A 17,777-nucleotide genomic window follows, 5' to 3' on the forward strand; every position below is an offset into this window, starting at 1 on the left:
CAATTTTGTGTGGGGCTTTTGTGGCGAGGGGATTTATCCCCGATGGGCTGCGCAGCAGCCCCAAAACCTGTGTCCGCGGTGTATCAGTCAAACCGCATTCAACGGGTTTGCGACTGCTTCGCAGCCGGAACGGGGATAAATCCCCTCGCCACAGGATTGGGTTTGTTCAATGAGAGAAGGGCGCCGTTTGGCGCCCTTTTTTTATGGGCGCCGGATGGGCTATCCTCGGGCTCTCCCGCGCCGTCGTCAGAGCCGGGTGTTGAGCAGAGAACCCCCGATGATCACCAGCAAGCTGCCGAATGTCGGCATCACTATTTTCACGCAGATGTCTCAGCTCGCGGCGCAGACCGGCGCGATCAACCTGTCCCAGGGTTTCCCGGATTTCGACGGCCCGCAGTCGTTGCGTGATGCGGTCGGGCGGCATATCGCCAGTGGCCATAACCAGTATTCGCCGATGACCGGTTTGCCGGCGTTGCGTCAGCAGATCGCGGCCAAGATCGCGCGCAGCTATGGCGTGACAGTCGATGCCGATCATGAAGTGACGGTAACGCCCGGTGCGACTCAGGCAATCTTCTGCGCGATTCAGGCAGTGATTCACAGCGGCGATGAAGTCATCGTCTTCGATCCGTGCTACGACAGCTACGCACCGGCGACGGAATTGGCGGGTGGTCGTAGCGTACATGTGCAACTGAATCCGGACGATTTCTCCATCAATTTCGATCAACTCGCAGCGGCCCTCAGTCCGCGGACGAAAATGATCGTCATCAACACCCCGCACAACCCGAGCGGCGCATTGATCAGCCGCGCCGAGCTCGATCAACTGGCGGCGTTGATCCGTGATCGCGACATCTATCTGATCAGCGACGAAGTCTACGAACACCTGGTCTTCGACGGCGTGCCGCATGTCAGCGTGCTGGCCCATGAAGAGCTGTATCAGCGCGCGTTCGTGGTCAGTTCGTTCGGCAAGACGTACCACGTCACCGGCTGGAAAACCGGCTATGTCGTCGCCCCGCCAGCGCTGACGGCCGAGCTGCGCAAGGTGCATCAGTACGTCAGTTTCTGTGGCGTCACGCCGCTGCAATACGCGCTGGCCGATTACATGGCCGAGCACCCGGAACACGTTGAAGAGCTGCCGGGTTTCTATCAGGCCAAGCGCGATCTGTTCTGCGATCTGCTTGCGCCGTCGCGCTTCAGCTTTACCCGAGTCACCGGCACCTATTTCCAGTTGGTCGATTATTCGCAGATCCGTCCTGATCTGAACGATGTTGAGATGGCCATGTGGATGACTCGCGAGCACGGTGTCGCGAGCATTCCGGTGTCGGTGTTCTACCAGAATCCACCGCAAGGCCAGCGCCTGATACGCCTGTGCTTTGCCAAACGCGAGGAGACGCTGCGTGAAGCGGCGGCAAAACTATGCGTGATCTGAGTGCATTGCCAGACCTGACCCTGGCGCTGATCCAGACGAGCCTGGCCTGGCATGATCGCCGGGCCAACCTCGAGCATTTCGAGCTGTTGCTGGAGCAGGCCCGTGGCGCCGATCTGATCATCCTCCCGGAGATGTTCACCACCGGGTTTTCCATGGAATCGGAAACCCTCGCCGAGGCGGAAAACGGCCCGACCAGCAAATGGCTGCGGACGCAGGCAGCGAAGTTCGATGCGGTCATCACTGGCAGCGTGATCATTCAGGCGGCTGACGGCAGCCATCGCAACCGCTTGCTCTGGGCGCGGCCGGACGGCGAAGTGCTGCATTACGACAAGCGTCACCTGTTTCGTATGGCCGGCGAGCACAACCATTACACGCCGGGCGAGCGTCAGGTGCAGTTCGAGCTCAAGGGCTGGCGGATTCGTCCGCTGATCTGCTACGACCTGCGTTTCCCGGTGTGGAGCCGCGACGCGCAGGACACCGATCTGCTGCTGTACACCGCCAACTGGCCGGGCGCACGGCGTCTGCACTGGAACCGCCTGCTGCCGGCACGAGCGATTGAAAATCTCTGCTACGTGGCAGCGGTAAATCGGGTGGGCAGCGATGGCAAAGGCTTCGCGTATACCGGCGACAGTCAGGTGCTGGATTTCCAGGGCGAGACGTTGCTGGCGGCGGGGGAGGCGGATGGCGTGTTCAAGGTGATTCTGGAAGCGGCGCCGTTGGCGGCGTATCGCGAGCGCTTTCCGGCGAACCTGGATGCCGACACTTTCGAGTTCACCTGATACTCCCAGCGCCTGTCAGGACGCCTTCGCGAGCAGGTTCGCTCCCACCGGGAAATGCATTCCAAATGTGGGAGCGAGCCTGCTCGCGAAGGGGCCATAAAAGTCAGCCAGAAACCTGTAGGCAAAGAAAGGCCCCGGAGTTTGCACTCCGGGGCCTTTCGCATTTCAGCGGTCGATTACGCCGCTTTCGCCTCTGGCTGGCTCAGCGAGCGGTTCAGCGCGCTGAACAATGCCTTGAAACTCGCCGTGGTGATGTTTTCATCGATACCCACGCCGTGCACTGCACGTTCACCGTTCACCCGCAATTCGATATAGGCCGCCGCTTTGGCATTGGTGCCTGCGCCGATCGCGTGTTCGTTGTAGTCCATGATTTCCACCGGAATCGGCAGGCCGGCGACCAGCGCTTCCAGCGCGCCGTTGCCCTTGCCGCGCCAGTGCAGGTTGGTTTCGCCCTGACCTTTGCTGGCCACTTCCACTTCGACGGCGCTGTTGCCGTTTTCTTCCTGCAGACGATGGCTGACGAGCGCATACGGAGTGTTGGCCTGCAGGTATTCGCTGATCAACAGCGAGTGAATCTGCTTGGCCGTCATCTCCAGGCCCAGGCGATCAGTCTCACGCTGCACCACTTGGCTGAATTCGATCTGCATGCGCCGTGGCAGGCTGATGCCGTATTCCTGCTCCAGCAGGTAAGCGATGCCGCCCTTGCCCGACTGGCTGTTGACGCGGATCACCGCCTCGTAGCTGCGACCGATGTCGGCCGGGTCGATCGGCAGGTACGGCACCTCCCACAGGGTGTCCGGTTTCTGCTGGGCGAAGCCCTTGCGGATTGCGTCCTGGTGCGAGCCGGAGAAAGCGGTGTGCACCAGGTCGCCAACGTACGGATGACGCGGGTGGACCTGGATCTGGTTGCACTCTTCGACGACCTTGCGCACGCCGTCGATGTCGGAGAAGTCCAGCTCAGGGTCGACGCCCTGGGTGTACATGTTCAGCGCGACGGTGACGAGGTCGACGTTGCCGGTGCGCTCGCCGTTGCCGAACAGGCAGCCTTCGACGCGATCGGCGCCGGCCATCAGGCCCAGCTCGGTGGCCGCGACGCCGGTGCCCCGGTCGTTGTGGGTGTGCAGGCTGATGATCACGCTGTCACGACGGTTAATGTTGCGACCAAACCATTCGATCTGGTCGGCGTAGACGTTCGGCGTCGCGCATTCAACCGTGGCCGGCAGGTTGAGAATCATCTTGTGCTCAGGCGTCGGGTTCCACACCTCGATCACGGCGTCGCAGACTTCCTTGGCGAATTCCAGCTCGGTAGCGCTGAAGGTTTCCGGCGAGTATTCGAAGGTCCACTCGGTCTCCGGCTGCATGGCCGCATATTTGACGAACAGCTTGGCAGCGTTGACGGCGATGGCCTTGATACCGTCCTTGTCCTGGTTGAAGACGATGCGACGGAAAGAAGGCGAGGTGGCGTTGTACAGGTGAACGATGGCTTTCTTCGCCCCGCGCAGGGATTCGAAGGTGCGCTCGATCAGGTCTTCACGGCCCTGGGTCAGTACCTGAATGGTGGTGTCGTCCGGGATGTGGCCTTCTTCGATCAGCGTACGCACGAAGTCGAAGTCGGTTTGCGACGCGGCCGGGAACGACGCTTCGATCTCCTTCACGCCGACCTGCACCAGGGTTTTCCAGAAGCGCAGCTTCTTCGCCGCGTCCATTGGTTCGATCAGCGACTGGTTGCCGTCACGCAGGTCGGAGCTGCACCAGATCGGCGCGGCGTCGATGGTCTTCGACGGCCAGGTACGATCCGGCAGGTTGATGACGGGAAACGCGCGGTATTTCGAAGACGGGTCTTTGAGCATGCTCATCGGGAAATTCCTTGTTGTCTGGGCCGAAAAGAGGCGGCCTGCCGGTTGAACGAATGTTCTTGGAAAAGCGTGGGACGAGGCGCAGCGATTCAGCCTGGCAGTCGTGCGCTGACGAGGCACAGGCTGCGGTGCTGGCGAAGCTGAATGAGGGTGTGAGAGGTTTTCATGGCTTCAACCCTAACCGCGAGGGGAAAGGATGGCAAGCAGTCGAAAAAAATTGAGAGGAATATCCGGAATGCGGGATTTTGCAGGAATTTATTGCGCTTAAGGCGGTGGAAGTTGTTGATGTTTGCGTAAGGCTAGATTGGGGCGCAATTGAGTTTTTGGAGATTCATTGAGTATGGCAGTGTGTTATAGGGCGCCTTCGCGAGCAGACTCGCTCCCACAGGGGATCTTTGTTGTGAACAAGATCCAGTGTGGGAGCGAGCCTGCTCGCGAAAAGGCCGGTCGCCTCAACACATATTCAAGGTTGGAAGGCACCAATGAAAATCGCCGGATCCACCCGCGCGTCATTCAGGCTGACGTTCCAGTGCATATGCGGCCCGGTCGCGCGGCCGGTCGCGCCGACCTTGCCCACCACCGCGCCACGGGCCAGTTGCTGGCCGTTCTTCACGTCGATCTTCGACATGTGGCAGAACATGCTGATAAAGCCTTGGCCGTGGTCAACGAACACCGTGTTGCCGTTGAAGAAGTAATTGCCGATCAGAATCACCTTGCCCGCCGCCGGGGTCTTGATTGGCGTGCCCGCCGGCACTGCGAAATCGAGGCCGGCGTGAGGATTGCGCTCTTCGCCATTGAAGAAACGGCGCACACCGAACTTGCTCGACAGCGGCCCGTTGACCGGTTTGTCCAGCAGCAGATTGCTCGGCGTGTTCGGGCTGAAACTGCGGTAAGCCGCGATCTGTTCCGCCAGTTCGCCTTCAATGCGCTTGAGGTTGTCGGCGTTCGGATTGACCTGCTGTTTGTTCTTCAGGGTGATGTGCTGTTCCGGGTATTTCTTGCTGCCCACGGTAAACGGCAGGTTACGCCCGCCACTGCTGATCTGCTGCGCGCCAGGCTTGACCGTCAGCGGCACGCCGACGATCGCCAGCCAATTGTTCTGCTCTTTGACCACCAGCACCGGTTTGCCTTGATAGGTGGCTTTCGGCGCCTGCGCGGCGGTGCCCAGATCCACCACGGCGACGCCGCCCGGCACCGGTTTGTTCAGCAGCCGAGTGATGTAACTGTCGGCGTGGGCGTTGAAGGTCAGGCAGAGCAACAGCAGCGGAGCGAGAAAAAGCGGCATGGATCAGTCCAGTAAAGAGAGGGTGACGGGCGTCAGGTGATTGTCCTCGACGCGCACTTGCAGTTCGCCTTCGCCGAGCTTGGCTTTCAGGCGCTGGCCGGTGTGGGTCTGCGCGGCGTTGCGGATCGCGTGGCCACGCTCGTCGAGCAGAATGCTGTAACCCCGGCCGAGAGTCGCCAACGGGCTGACCACGTGCAGCGTCTGCATCTGACTGTGCAATTGCTGCCGACGCTGTTTCAGAGCATCACGCATGGCCCGGGGCAGACGTTCGGCGAGGCTGTCGAGGCGCTGGCGAAGCATCGCCAGTTGGCGCCCCGGATGTTGCCCGGCGAGGCGGGTTTCCAGACGGATCAGGCGTTCTCGACGCGTATTGAGGCTGCGCTCGAAAGCGCGGCGCATGCGCATGTCCAGATCGTCCAGACGTTGCGCCTGCTGGCGCAGACGTTCGCCGGGATGGCGCAACCGTCGCGCCATGCCTTCGAGACGCAGGCGATCACGCATCAAACGGTCACGCATGCGCATCACCAGACGCCGGTGCAGGCTTTCGACCTGACGGATCAAATGGCTTGAATCAGGCGCGAGCAATTCGGCAGCCGCAGATGGCGTGGGGGCGCGGACGTCGGCGACAAAATCGCTGATCGAAACATCGGTTTCATGACCGACGGCGCTGACGATCGGTGTGACACAGGCGTCGACCGCGCGCGCCACCGCTTCCTCGTTGAAGCACCAGAGGTCTTCCAGCGAGCCGCCGCCACGGGCGAGGATCAGCGCGTCGAAGCCGCGGGCATCGGCCATTTTCAGCGCGCGGACGATTTGCGCGGTGGCCTCGCGGCCCTGCACGGCGGTCGGAATCAGGGTCAGTTGCACCTGCGGCGCACGGCGGCGGAACACGCTGATGATGTCGCGAATCACCGCGCCGGTCGGCGAACTGATGATGCCGATGCGCTGCGGATGCGCGGGCAGCGGCACTTTGCGTTCGGCACTGAACAGGCCTTCGGCGCTGAGCTTTTCCTTCAGCGCATCGAAGGCCAGACGCAGCGCGCCGTCACCGGCCGGCTCAACGGTGTCGAGGATCAGCTGATAGTCGCCACGGCCTTCGAACAGCGAAACCTTGCCACGCACCTTGACCGCCAGACCGTCCTTCAACGCCTGGCGCACGCGGGCGGCGTTCTGCCGGAACAGCGCGCAACGCACCTGCGCGCCGCTGTCCTTGAGGGTGAAGTAGACGTGGCCGGACGCCGGGCGCGCGAGGTTGGAGATTTCGCCCTCGACCCAGATGTTGCTGAACACGTCTTCAAGCAACACCCGCGCGCGGCCGTTGAGCTGGCTGACGGTCAGGACTTCACGGTCCAGGCCAAGTCTTGCAAAGGGATCTTTAATCATGGGGCGCAGTTTAAAGGCATTTGCCCGCCAATCACCATGACGCCGCACAAAACCCTGTGGGAGCGAGCCTGCTCGCGAAAGCATTGTGTCAGCGGACAACAACGGGAATGACACTCCGCCTTCGCGAGCAGGCTCGCTCCCACATGGGATCAATTTGATATCTGGTCGTGCTGCCCGCTACTGGCTACAGTCAGCGCGGTCTTATAAAGGATGCGGACGATGAGCATGATGGAGCTGTTGGGGGCGTGGTCGTGGGGCGCTGGCGGTTGGGCGGTCATCGGGTTGGCCATTGCCTTGGCCTACATCGTCTTCGGCATCGCCGGTTTCGGCACTGCGCTGGTCGCGGGGCCGATGCTGATTCTGTTCATGCCGCTATCGAAAATCGTGCCGCTGCTGGTGCTGCTGGATTTCGTCGCGGCGTTCGGCAATCTGCTGCCCTCGCGGCGCGACGTCGCCAAGCCGGAATTGCTCAGGCTGCTGCCGTGCATGGCAATCGGCTGCACGCTGGGGGTGATCTTCCTGCTGAATCTGAAATCCGATCTGTTGCTGCTGTTGATGGGGCTGTTTATCAGTGCCTATGCGGTTTACAGCCTGTGGGTCAAAGCGCGGCCCGCGCAGTTGTCAGCGGCGTGGGCGGTGCCGATGGGCACGGTGGGTGGGTTGTTCGGCGCGTTGTTTGGCAGTGGCGGCTTTCTTTACGCGATTTATCTGAACAGCCGCCTGCCCAAGGAAGCGGCGCGGGCCACGCAAAGTGCGTTGATCAGTTGCAGCACCGTGGTGCGCTTGAGTCTGTTTGTCATCGCCGGTGTGTATGCCGAGCTACCCTTGTTGATGCTGGCGCTGTGTCTGTTGCCGGCCATGGCGCTGGGCTTGTGGATCGGGCGGCGGCTGACCATGAGATTGTCCCGTGAGGCGTTTGTGCGGCTGGTGACTTGGCTGGTGCTGGCCAGCGGGATCGCGTTGATGGTGCGCTATTTCAGCACTTGACCGGATTTCTTCAGGGATTAAGCTGCCGGCCGCAGTTCCTTGTGGGAGCGAGCCTGCTCGCGAATGCGGTGGGTCAGCAACAAAAATGCAGCCTGACACTGCGCTTTCGCGAGCAGGCTCGCTCCCACATTGGAAATCTTAAATACTGGCAGCAGGCTCCACCATGAACTCGCAAAGCATTATCGTCCCGAAAATCTCCACCCTGCCGGTGCACGAGCCCCGGGCGCGGGCGATCGTGCGCTGGCTGGTGCGCAAGAACATCATCGAAGAACAATTGACCACCTGCGGCCGCACCGGCAACCGTATGGCCCACGCCATCGCTGATGGTGCTCGCGCCGTGGTGCTGCACCCGCAAGCGCTGCCGTTCGGCGAGCCGGTCAATGGCCTGGAGATCGTCACCAAACGCTGCATCTACACCCCGGCCAAAGGCTTTCTCGAAGAGGCCGGTTGCGCCGAATGTCGCCGCGAAGTGGGCGAGGCGCTGTTCGAGAGTCTTGAAGACTGGTTTCCAGGCCGCACCGACAATTTCACCTGCCCGGAATGCGGACATGAGGACGACATCAACGGCTTCCTGTTTCTGCAGGAATGCGCGTTTTCCAACCTCGGCTTCATTTTCAACAATTGGCTGGAGGCGGGGTTCAAGCAGAGCTTTATCGACGAGTTCGCCGATTGGCTCGATCAACCTGTCTCTTGGGTCAAGGTGGAGCTGTAGGGCCGGGCTTTTCCATCTATCAATTAGGCTGAGTTTTACATTGAACAGCAGGGGGTGTCTGACTATAATGGCGCGCTTCCATTTTCCCGCTCGGGAGCCCCCGCGATGCTGCGTATCAGCCAAGAAGCTCTGACATTCGACGACATTCTCCTAGTGCCCGGTTATTCCGAGGTACTTCCCAACGAAGTCAGTCTCAAGACCCGTCTTACCCGTGGCATCGAACTGAATATTCCTCTGGTTTCTGCCGCCATGGACACCGTTACTGAAGCCCGTCTGGCAATCGCCATGGCTCAGGAAGGTGGCATCGGCATTATCCACAAGAACATGACCATCGAGCAGCAAGCTGCCGAAGTGCGCAAGGTCAAGAAGTTCGAAGCCGGTGTGGTCAAGGATCCCATCACCATCGAGGCCGATGCCACGGTGCGTGATCTGTTCGAACTGACCCGTCTGCACAATATCTCCGGCGTTCCGGTCCTGCACGATGGCGACCTGGTCGGCATCGTCACCTCCCGCGACGTACGTTTCGAAAACCGTCTGGAAGCCACTGTCCGCGAAGTGATGACGCCTAAAGAGCGTCTGGTCACGGTCAAGGAAGGCGCCGACAAGAACGACGTCCGTGAACTGCTGCACAAGCACCGCATCGAGCGCGTGCTGATCGTCGACGACAAATTCGCCCTCAAAGGCATGATGACCGTCAACGACATCGAAAAAGCCAAAGCCTACCCGCTGGCCAGCAAGGACGATCAAGGTCGTCTGCGCGTTGGCGCTGCGGTCGGCACCGGTAAAGACACCGGTGATCGCGTGACTGCACTGGTCAATGCCGGCGTGGACGTGGTGGTGGTCGACACCGCACACGGTCACTCCAAAGGCGTGATCGACCGCGTACGCTGGGTCAAAGAGAACTTCCCTGAAGTGCAGGTGATCGGCGGCAACATCGCCACCGGCGCTGCCGCCAAGGCCCTGGCCGAAGCCGGCGCCGACGCAGTCAAGGTCGGTATCGGCCCTGGCTCGATCTGCACCACCCGTATCGTCGCCGGTGTCGGCGTACCGCAAATCAGTGCCATCGCCAACGTCGCCGCTGCCCTTGAAGGCACTGGCGTACCGTTGATCGCCGACGGCGGTATCCGTTTCTCCGGTGACCTGTCCAAGGCCATCGTGGCCGGTGCGTCCTGCGTGATGATGGGCTCGATGTTCGCCGGTACCGAAGAGGCCCCGGGCGAGATCGAACTGTTCCAGGGCCGTTCGTACAAGGCTTATCGCGGCATGGGTTCGCTGGGCGCCATGTCCCAGGCCCAGGGCTCGTCCGACCGTTACTTCCAGGATTCCTCGGCCGGTGCCGAGAAACTGGTTCCGGAAGGTATCGAAGGTCGTGTGCCGTACAAAGGCACCCTGAGCGCGATCATTCACCAGTTGATGGGCGGTCTGCGTTCCTCGATGGGTTACACCGGCAGCGCCAACATCGAAGAAATGCGTACCAAGCCCGAGTTCGTGCGGATCACCGGTGCCGGCATGGCCGAGTCCCACGTTCACGACGTGCAGATCACCAAGGAAGCGCCGAACTACCGCGTAGGTTGAGGCTTCCAGCAAAACGTTAAATCACCGGGGCTGTTCATTCAGCCCCGAGTTGTTTCTGATTCACTACATGAGAATGAGTCATGGCCCTCGACATTCACGCTCACCGCATCCTGATCCTCGACTTCGGTTCGCAATACACCCAGCTGATTGCCCGCCGCGTGCGCGAGATCGGCGTGTACTGCGAACTGCACCCGTTCGACATGGACGAAGATGCGATCCGCGAATTCGCCCCTAAAGGCGTCATCCTCGCCGGCGGCCCCGAGTCCGTGCACGAAGCCAACAGCCCGCGCTGCCCGCAGGCGGTGTTCGACCTCGGCGTTCCGGTGTTCGGCATCTGCTACGGCATGCAGACCATGGCCGAGCAACTGGGCGGCAAGGTTGAAGGTTCCGAACTGCGTGAGTTCGGTTACGCCCGCGTCGACGTGGTCGGCAAGAGCCGCCTGCTCGACGGCATCGAAGACCACATCGATGCCGACGGCCTGTTCGGCCTCGACGTGTGGATGAGCCACGGTGACAAAGTCACGAAGATGCCGGAAGACTTCCACATCCTCGCCAGCACCCCGAGCTGCCCGATCGCCGGTATGTTCAACGACGACCGCGCTTACTATGGCGTGCAGTTCCACCCGGAAGTGACCCACACCAAGCAGGGCGGGCGCATCCTGTCGCGCTTCGTGCTCGACATCTGCGGCTGTGAAGCCCTGTGGACGCCGTCGAAGATCGCTGAAGACGCCATCGCCAACATCCGCGCCCAGGTCGGCACCGACAACGTGCTGCTGGGTCTGTCCGGCGGCGTTGACTCCTCGGTGGTTGCCGCGCTGTTGCACAAGGCCATCGGCGATCAGCTGACCTGCGTCTTCGTCGACAACGGCTTGCTGCGTCTGCACGAAGGCGAGCAAGTGATGGCCATGTTCGCCGAGAACATGGGCGTCAAGGTGATCCGCGCCAACGCTGAGGAGCAGTTCCTCAACAACCTGGCCGGCGAAGCCGACCCGGAAAAGAAGCGCAAGATCATCGGCCGTACCTTCATCGACGTGTTCGATGCCGAATCCTGCAAGCTGGACAACATCAAGTACCTGGCTCAGGGCACCATCTACCCGGACGTGATCGAGTCGGCTGGCGCGAAAAGCGGCAAGGCCCACGTGATCAAGTCGCACCACAACGTGGGCGGCCTGCCGGAAGAGATGAACCTGAAACTGGTCGAGCCACTGCGCGAACTGTTCAAGGATGAAGTGCGTCGTCTGGGCCTGGAACTGGGCCTGCCGTACGACATGGTCTACCGTCACCCGTTCCCGGGCCCGGGCCTGGGCGTGCGCATCCTCGGTGAAGTGAAAAAGGAATACGCCGACCTGCTGCGTCGCGCCGACCACATCTTCATCGAAGAACTGCGCAAGGCCGATTGGTATCACAAGGTCAGCCAGGCGTTCGTAGTGTTCCAGCCTGTCAAATCGGTCGGCGTGGTCGGCGACGGCCGTCGTTACGCCTGGGTCGTTGCCCTGCGTGCCGTAGAAACCATCGACTTCATGACCGCGCGTTGGGCACACCTGCCTTACGAACTGCTGGAAACTGTCAGCGGCCGCATCATCAATGAAATCGAAGGCATTTCGCGCGTCACTTACGACGTGTCGAGCAAGCCGCCGGCGACGATTGAGTGGGAATGATCCTAAGTCCGGCACTGCCCGGCAAAATCTAGCAAGAAATACCCTGGAGCCCGCGTAATTGCGGGCTTTTGGCTTTTTAGGTCTGGCAAGTTCAGGTAGTGTTCTGCATCGCCAAGCACGGTGTTTATGTGGCATGGTACGGGGTATCAACTGTCTTCAATGCCATGTGTGGCGCTTAATACCATGTCGATTAGCTTAGGCGCTTCATGGTATCAAGTAGTGCGGAAGGCCCGGTTTTACTGGGGTTAGGCGCCATTTTTCTGCGCTTCTCTACGCATGGTATTTTTTCATGGAAATAGTGGAAGCCATGCTCACTGATACCAAGCTTCGAAATCTCAAACCCCAAGACAAGCTCTACAAGGTGATTGACCGAGATGGCTTGTACGTGGCGGTTACACCGGCCGGCTCAATCTCCTTTCGCTACAACTACTCCATCAATGGCCGGCAGGAGACCGTCACCTTCGGTCGTTATGGCTTGGGCGGGATCACCCTGGCAGAGGCACGTGAGCGGCTAGGGGAGGCGAAGAAGATGATCGCCGCAGGTAAGTCGCCAGCTAAGGAGAAGGCGCGTGCGAAGGCGCGCACGAAGGGTGCTGAGACCTTTGATGATTGGGCTGAAAAATGGCTGCGCGGCTATCAGATGGCGGACTCGACACGAGATATGCGCCGCTCAGTCTATGAGCGCGAGTTGAAACCACAGTTTGGCAACCAGAAGCTGGCAGAAATAAACCACGAGGACCTGCGAACGTTAACAGACGCGATAGTCGAGCGGGGGGCACCCGCAACTGCGGTTCACTCACGTGAGATCGTCATGCAGGTGTTCCGATGGGCCATTGAGCGTGGTCAGAAGGTTGAAAACCCGGCAGATCTGGTACGGCCTGCCAGCATCGCGAAATTTGAGCCACGCGACCGTGCGTTGACGCCTGATGAAATCGCGCTGATGTACCAGTACATGGACAGAATCGGTACCGCTACTTCGGTCCGCGCAGCGGCCAAACTTCTCTTGCTGACGATGGTACGCAAGAGCGAACTGACCAACGCGACGTGGAGTGAGATCAATTTCAGCGAGGCGCTATGGACGATTCCCAAAGAGCGGATGAAGCGTCGTAACTCTCATTTGGTGTTTCTGTCCCAGCAGGCATTGGATTTCTTCATCGCGTTGAAAACCTTGGCAGGAGGTTCAGACTACGTTCTGCCGTCACGATACGACTCCGATTTACCAATGAGTGCGGCCACGATCAATCAGGTACTGACGCTCACCTATCGCCTTGCTCAAAAGGAAGGTGTGCCACTAGGCAAGTTCGGTCCCCACGACCTGCGGCGCACGGCCAGCACGCTGTTGCATGAGGCGGGCTACAACTCCGACTGGATCGAGAAGTGCCTCGCGCACGAGCAGAAAGGTGTGCGCGCCGTCTACAACAAAGCCGAGTACCGGGATCAGCGCCGTGCGATGTTGCAGGATTGGGCGGACATGATTGACGAGTGGACGCTTAAAAAACCTCGTGTAGCGGATTGATTCTGAGCCTCTTGGCCAAACAGAGCACGCGTGTTTGTGGCGAAATACCCACTTCGGTGGGTTTTTTTTCGTCCCGAAATAGGCGTTTTAGGGACACTTTTTTTCTACCGAATTTCGTTAATAAAACTGCCGATAAAACAAGACATTGCGTGGCTGCGTCTGTCCCGAAACTAGACGTTAGTCGGACAGTTAACATATTGATTTTTATGGGGAAATTCAGGAAATTTGCTGGAAAATACAGGAAATGTGGGGCAATAATCGAACCTCGAGTGATGACGGAGCGAGGTATTCGGTGTGGAAAAAGAATCGAGAAAAGAGAGCAAAATACTGATCAGCAAGAAACAGTTGCTGGCAATGATTCCGCTATGCGAACGCACGATCTACAACTTCGAAAAGCAGGGAAAATTCCCTCGCCGGATTGCGCTCAGTAGCCGCAAGGTCGTGTGGGATCTGTGCGAGGTCGAAGAATGGATTGATGCATGCAAGGGCAGTGGCCCGGCTCCCCGACCAGGAATGGGGGCCTGAATTGTGGCGATTGACTTGCGGGCTGCGTTCGAGAACGAGCCTCCCATTCTAGACTTCATTTGGCCGGGTTTTCTTGCTGGAACAGTAGGAGCGTTGGTAGCCCCAGGAGCCACAGGCAAGAGCTTTTGGGCATTGGAAGCTGCAATGGCCATCGCATGCAGCGTTGCGGGCGGGGATCTTGTAGGGCTTGCCCCAGCATGTGCTGGCCGCGTCGTCTACTTTGCAGGAGAAGACCCAGAAGCCGCACTGGTGCGCCGGATTCATGCCATCGGTCGGCACCTGAATCAGCAGGCACGTGAATCCATCGCAATAAACCTTACCCTCGAGCCAATAATGGGTAAGCGGCTGAACGTAATGGATGATCGGCATCTTGCCCGGATCACCGATTTTTGCGCCGGTGCCCGGTTGATCGTACTGGACACACTCAGCAGGATTCACGACCGTGACGAGAATAGCAACGGTGACATGGCGCGGCTTGTCGCTACGCTTGAGCACGTTGCTGCCAACACTGGAGCATCGGTGTTGTACCTTCATCATGTCAGCAAGGGTAGCGCCCGCGATGGGCAAACCGATCAGCAGCAGGCAGCGCGTGGTGCATCAGCTCTTATCGATAACGCCCGTTGGTGCGGCTTCGTGGCCAAGATGACCGAGGACGAAGCAAAGCGACTAAGTGACCGCACCTATGAGCGACAGCCTATTGGCAATGACAGGCGCAGTTTTTTTGTCCGTTTTGGTGTTAGCAAACAGAACTACGATGCCACCCCGCTCGATCAGTGGTACCAGCGTCAGGAAGGCGGCGTGCTTGTGCCGGTTGAACTGGCGGAAGTGAGGAAAGGGAGCCCGCTGCAAGTCGCAAACGGAGGTGACGATGAGCGGTGGTAACTCCGTGGTCCCCACCAGTACTATCGCACAGGCCAGAGTGATGCTTTATCAGCCTAGCCAGCGCCCGCGGCTGCGCGAAGGTGATTGGGCAGAGACATCATTTGGGCGCTGCCGCGTGGCAGGTCGGTTAGGGCAGAGACACGCGGATGTATTGGAAGCGGTCCTGTACTGCGCAGAACGTCGGCGGCCTGTCTCCGATGGTGGCGTAGAACTTCTGGTAGATCCTGCGCGAGTGAGAAAGACACTTTCCGATAGCCGCTACAGCTTCTCACAGCTCGAAAAGCTGCTAGCCGAACTTCGGGCTGCAACGATCACAATTGAAACGCCGCAATTTGATTTTCCCATCATCGGCGGGTTGATTGACCACGTTATCCCTTCACCTATGACACGTCCCGATCCTCTGTCAGGAGGAGAGCGCAACCTATGGCGGGTGCGGCTCGGAATCGCACTGATGATGCTCCTTGAACATGATCTGAGCCTTTACTACGACCCGGCCCCCATAGCCCGACTCCAGCACGGCATCAGCCAAGCAGTAGCTCGGCACGTTTTGAGCCACAAAGTAGTGCCAGCAGGCGGTTGGTATCTGGACACCGTTATTGGGGCGGTTGCTGGGCAAGTCTCAAGTCAAAACATGCGCAATGCGCGAAAGAGGATCAAGGATGATGCTGAAGACCTACGGCAGATTGGGCTTATGCTTGATGGTGATCGCATTACGAAGGCGGTGCTCTCAACCCCTGGAGCGTTTCACACCCGCCCGATGGCGTGCCACACACGCCCGGAAACGTTTCACACACGCCCGGTGCGTGCCACACCCGCCCGGAACTAGCAGGATATTCAGGATATTCAGTCCCTGCGCGGCGCAGCCCGCGCTTTAGGCGCGGTCCGGCCTCGCCGGTCGGCCTACGGCCGTTAGACACCAAAAAGGAAGAACTAAGCCTCCAGACCCTTTTTGGCTTGCCAGAAGGCCGCAGGAGCCGTCAAAAATGCTTTTTAAGGGCGCGGTGATTTCTGTGGGTCCACATAGCCAAAAAATCGTTCAGAGCGCAGCGCATCGCCTTACAGGGGGCACGGACGGAGATGAGACAAGTGCGTGCGTATTACTAATGGCGAAGCCCGTTTGGTTGTCCGGCATAGTCGGGATTAGCCCCGTAATGAAATATCGCGAGTAGCCCGCAAAGCCTGTACGTCAACGTGACCAGGAGAGGCTGCGTTTGGAAAGCAAAACCCCGCACAGAGGCGGGGTTTTGCGGGTCTGATCAGCAATCACCGCTTGCCGGGCGTCTCTTGCTTCTGTGCTTCCTGTACAGCCTGGATGGCCATCAACGCCTGCTGATTCAGGGTAGCGTTATTCTTGCTCCCTAGCAAAGGTAGGCGATTCATAGCCTGTGCCCCGGCAAACATGCGATAGGAAGCCGATAAGGCGAGCGGGCTTACTCGAAGCTGCAAGGCCGTGTACTGGCGATCCAGCCTATCGAGTTGCGGCCCGTAGCCCTTGCTACGTAGCCATCGGCCGAGCGCCCACATGCCGATGGCGAACGTCGATGCGAATACTACGAATCCAGCGAACATCAGTATGTCCATCATGGTTATTTCTCCGAGGGGTCTTTGTTTGAGGCCGTGCCGGGCACATTGAGCGAGGCTAGTCGACTTGTAGCGAGGCTTGCATCCGAGGCTGGACGGATGACGTTAGACTCCGCCTCTGTGGGTTCCGTGGCCGATTCTGCCCCATTGGCCTGAGTGGTCGAGTTGGTATCGTCGGGAACTGGTGGCGGAGATCCTGCACCTAGAGACAAGGCGTGCGCATTCTCCATACCTGGCACTGCCATCGAGGCCATCACGCCGAGCATCTTTGCTCCGCCATTGGTCGACTGCGAAAGCGCGTTACCGGCGCTGACAAATCCCCCGTTTGGTGTCGCCTGCGGGTCTTTGTCGTCGTTGCCCTGAGCAGCCTTTCCAGCCTGTCTGGCGGCCTGCTGCACGCCGCTGCTGGGCTGCGTAGGTGAAGGTGATTGTGCCGAATTAGCAGTGCTGCCGCCTACACGCGAACCGGCCGAACTTGCACCCTTAGCGGCGGCCCCGCCACCGGTACTGGTGCCAACGCCTGCGGATGACGCCATGCCTCCGGCAGAGGTCGTCGCGCCACCGGCCGAGGTAGCACCGGCGGCCATGCTGGAGTTGAGCGAGCCCGCAAGACCGCCAGCGGTACCGGCCGCGCCTGCACTTGTCCCGCCCGCGCCAATCGCCGCTGCCGCTGGAGCTGCGGCACCTGCTGTTGAGATGGTTGCAATAGCCGCCGCTGCACCAGCGGCTCCAGCCGCCGCCATACCACCGATTGCCGATCCGCCGCCCATAGACGTGCCACTAATCATCCCGCCGATCAATTCGGGGATAGTTTTAGTCAGATAAGCGCATACAAGAGCCAAGCCTGCCAATGTCATCAAAGACGCTTCGTCGTTGGTATACGCTGCTAACCACGACTTCGCTGACGTGACGATAATCCCTACGATCAACGTTAGGACGAACAGCTTAGCGCCAACTGCAATGACGAAGCGGAGCGGAGCTATAGCAAAGTCGCGTGTCCACTGTGAACCACCAAAACCAAAGAACAGTACAGAGGCGTTGATGATGACATACGACTCTACTAGCGTCACAAACATGAATGCCGCGATGAACGCGAAACATAATAAAACTAAACAGCCAACAATCGCGATGAGGATCGCTTTACCCGGAGAGAATACAGAGATTCCCTCTACAATAGTGCGTGAGAAATCGACAGCCACTGCGAACATATCACCCGGCTGAATAGCTTGACCCAAACCGCTAGCCGTGCCCGCCGCTTCCCGGAAACTATTAACTACTGCTGTCGCCCACGGAACGGAATGCTCAATAATGACGTAGAAAAAGCCGACTGCCATGAAGAAGCGGATTAACTCACCGGCAATCTCGCCTAAGTCAGCTTGTTTTATGACTAGAGGCATGAACGTCCATACCAGCTGAATTAGTGCAAGGGAGCTCAGTAATGTTAGTGCATAGCCCTGGAGCCGTGGTGACCATTCGCTTGCGGCGTTATATAGCATCCGCAAAAGGCCATTCATTTCATTGCCCTGAGTTATATCTCCTGCTGCCGCAGCATTGCCGACCGAAAACAATAGCGCCGCACCGATGAATGCGAGAAGTGCTGAACGTTGCATAG

The 17,777-nt window shown here is 59.3% G+C and carries 15 protein-coding genes; 10 read left to right on the top strand and 5 right to left on the bottom strand.

The features are described from left to right. Positions 1 to 277: 277 nt before the first annotated feature. Positions 278 to 1,426 (top strand): pyridoxal phosphate-dependent aminotransferase, encoded by a 1,149-nt coding sequence (locus tag ACV8MC_RS12040; RefSeq protein WP_457265370.1) that lies wholly within the window; start codon positions 278 to 280, stop codon positions 1,424 to 1,426. Further along, complete coding sequence (locus ACV8MC_RS12045) at positions 1,414 to 2,205, top strand: amidohydrolase (protein WP_252878849.1); 792 nt, start codon at positions 1,414 to 1,416, stop codon at positions 2,203 to 2,205. The genes ACV8MC_RS12040 and ACV8MC_RS12045 overlap by 13 nt, the downstream gene beginning before the upstream one ends. 176 nt (positions 2,206 to 2,381) lie before the next feature. On the opposite strand, the gene leuA is transcribed toward ACV8MC_RS12045, so the two are convergent. From leuA to xseA, 3 genes are all read right to left on the bottom strand, one after another. Next, positions 2,382 to 4,061 carry a 2-isopropylmalate synthase gene (gene leuA / locus ACV8MC_RS12050; RefSeq protein WP_016773339.1) on the bottom strand — a complete coding sequence of 560 codons (1,680 nt, stop codon included), beginning with the start codon at positions 4,059 to 4,061 and terminating at the stop codon, positions 2,382 to 2,384. Positions 4,062 to 4,524: 463 nt separating this feature from the next. Beyond that, positions 4,525 to 5,346: a peptidoglycan DD-metalloendopeptidase family protein gene (locus ACV8MC_RS12055; RefSeq protein WP_252878848.1), complete on the bottom strand. Its 822-nt coding sequence runs from the start codon at positions 5,344 to 5,346 to the stop codon at positions 4,525 to 4,527. 3 nt (positions 5,347 to 5,349) lie between these two features. Continuing rightward, the gene (gene xseA / locus ACV8MC_RS12060; protein WP_024014206.1) at positions 5,350 to 6,729 is read right to left on the bottom strand and encodes an exodeoxyribonuclease VII large subunit; all 1,380 of its coding nucleotides are present in this window, start codon (positions 6,727 to 6,729) and stop codon (positions 5,350 to 5,352) included. Positions 6,730 to 6,948: 219 nt separating this feature from the next. Between xseA and ACV8MC_RS12065 the strand changes: the two genes are divergently transcribed. The 8 genes from ACV8MC_RS12065 (at position 6,949) to ACV8MC_RS12100 (ending at position 15,410) form a co-directional block, all read left to right on the top strand. Next, positions 6,949 to 7,716 carry a sulfite exporter TauE/SafE family protein gene (locus ACV8MC_RS12065; protein ID WP_056790143.1) on the top strand — a complete coding sequence of 256 codons (768 nt, stop codon included), beginning with the start codon at positions 6,949 to 6,951 and terminating at the stop codon, positions 7,714 to 7,716. A gap of 163 nt (positions 7,717 to 7,879) precedes the next feature. Beyond that, positions 7,880 to 8,428, top strand: coding sequence for a sugar ABC transporter ATPase (locus ACV8MC_RS12070; RefSeq protein WP_041479923.1), 549 nt, complete (start codon positions 7,880 to 7,882; stop codon positions 8,426 to 8,428). Between the two features lie 105 nt (positions 8,429 to 8,533). Continuing rightward, on the top strand, positions 8,534 to 10,003 hold the full coding sequence (guaB, locus tag ACV8MC_RS12075; protein ID WP_016773343.1) for an IMP dehydrogenase: 1,470 nt from the start codon (positions 8,534 to 8,536) through the stop codon (positions 10,001 to 10,003). An 80-nt stretch (positions 10,004 to 10,083) separates the two neighbouring features. Then, entirely contained in the window at positions 10,084 to 11,661 is a 1,578-nt protein-coding gene (gene guaA, locus ACV8MC_RS12080) for a glutamine-hydrolyzing GMP synthase (RefSeq protein ID WP_016773344.1), read from the top strand. A 307-nt stretch (positions 11,662 to 11,968) separates the two neighbouring features. Next, positions 11,969 to 13,177, top strand: a complete 1,209-nt coding sequence (locus tag ACV8MC_RS12085; protein WP_320431277.1) for a tyrosine-type recombinase/integrase — start codon at positions 11,969 to 11,971, stop codon at positions 13,175 to 13,177. 294 nt (positions 13,178 to 13,471) lie between these two features. Further along, positions 13,472 to 13,702: a helix-turn-helix transcriptional regulator gene (locus ACV8MC_RS12090; RefSeq protein WP_169896450.1), complete on the top strand. Its 231-nt coding sequence runs from the start codon at positions 13,472 to 13,474 to the stop codon at positions 13,700 to 13,702. 3 nt (positions 13,703 to 13,705) lie between these two features. Next, complete coding sequence (locus ACV8MC_RS12095; RefSeq protein WP_320428398.1) at positions 13,706 to 14,584, top strand: helicase RepA family protein; 879 nt, start codon at positions 13,706 to 13,708, stop codon at positions 14,582 to 14,584. After that, entirely contained in the window at positions 14,571 to 15,410 is an 840-nt protein-coding gene (locus ACV8MC_RS12100) for a hypothetical protein (protein WP_457265375.1), read from the top strand. The genes ACV8MC_RS12095 and ACV8MC_RS12100 overlap by 14 nt, the downstream gene beginning before the upstream one ends. Positions 15,411 to 15,847: 437 nt before the next feature. Here the strand turns inward: ACV8MC_RS12100 and ACV8MC_RS12105 are convergent, their stop codons facing one another. Both ACV8MC_RS12105 and trbL read right to left on the bottom strand, forming a co-directional pair. Next, complete coding sequence (locus ACV8MC_RS12105) at positions 15,848 to 16,168, bottom strand: hypothetical protein (RefSeq protein WP_457265376.1); 321 nt, start codon at positions 16,166 to 16,168, stop codon at positions 15,848 to 15,850. A 2-nt stretch (positions 16,169 to 16,170) separates the two neighbouring features. After that, positions 16,171 to 17,775 (bottom strand): P-type conjugative transfer protein TrbL, encoded by a 1,605-nt coding sequence (gene trbL, locus ACV8MC_RS12110; protein ID WP_457265378.1) that lies wholly within the window; start codon positions 17,773 to 17,775, stop codon positions 16,171 to 16,173. Between the last annotated feature and the right edge of the window lie 2 nt (positions 17,776 to 17,777).

Source organism: Pseudomonas sp. PK-RTE-24, assembly GCF_054052265.1.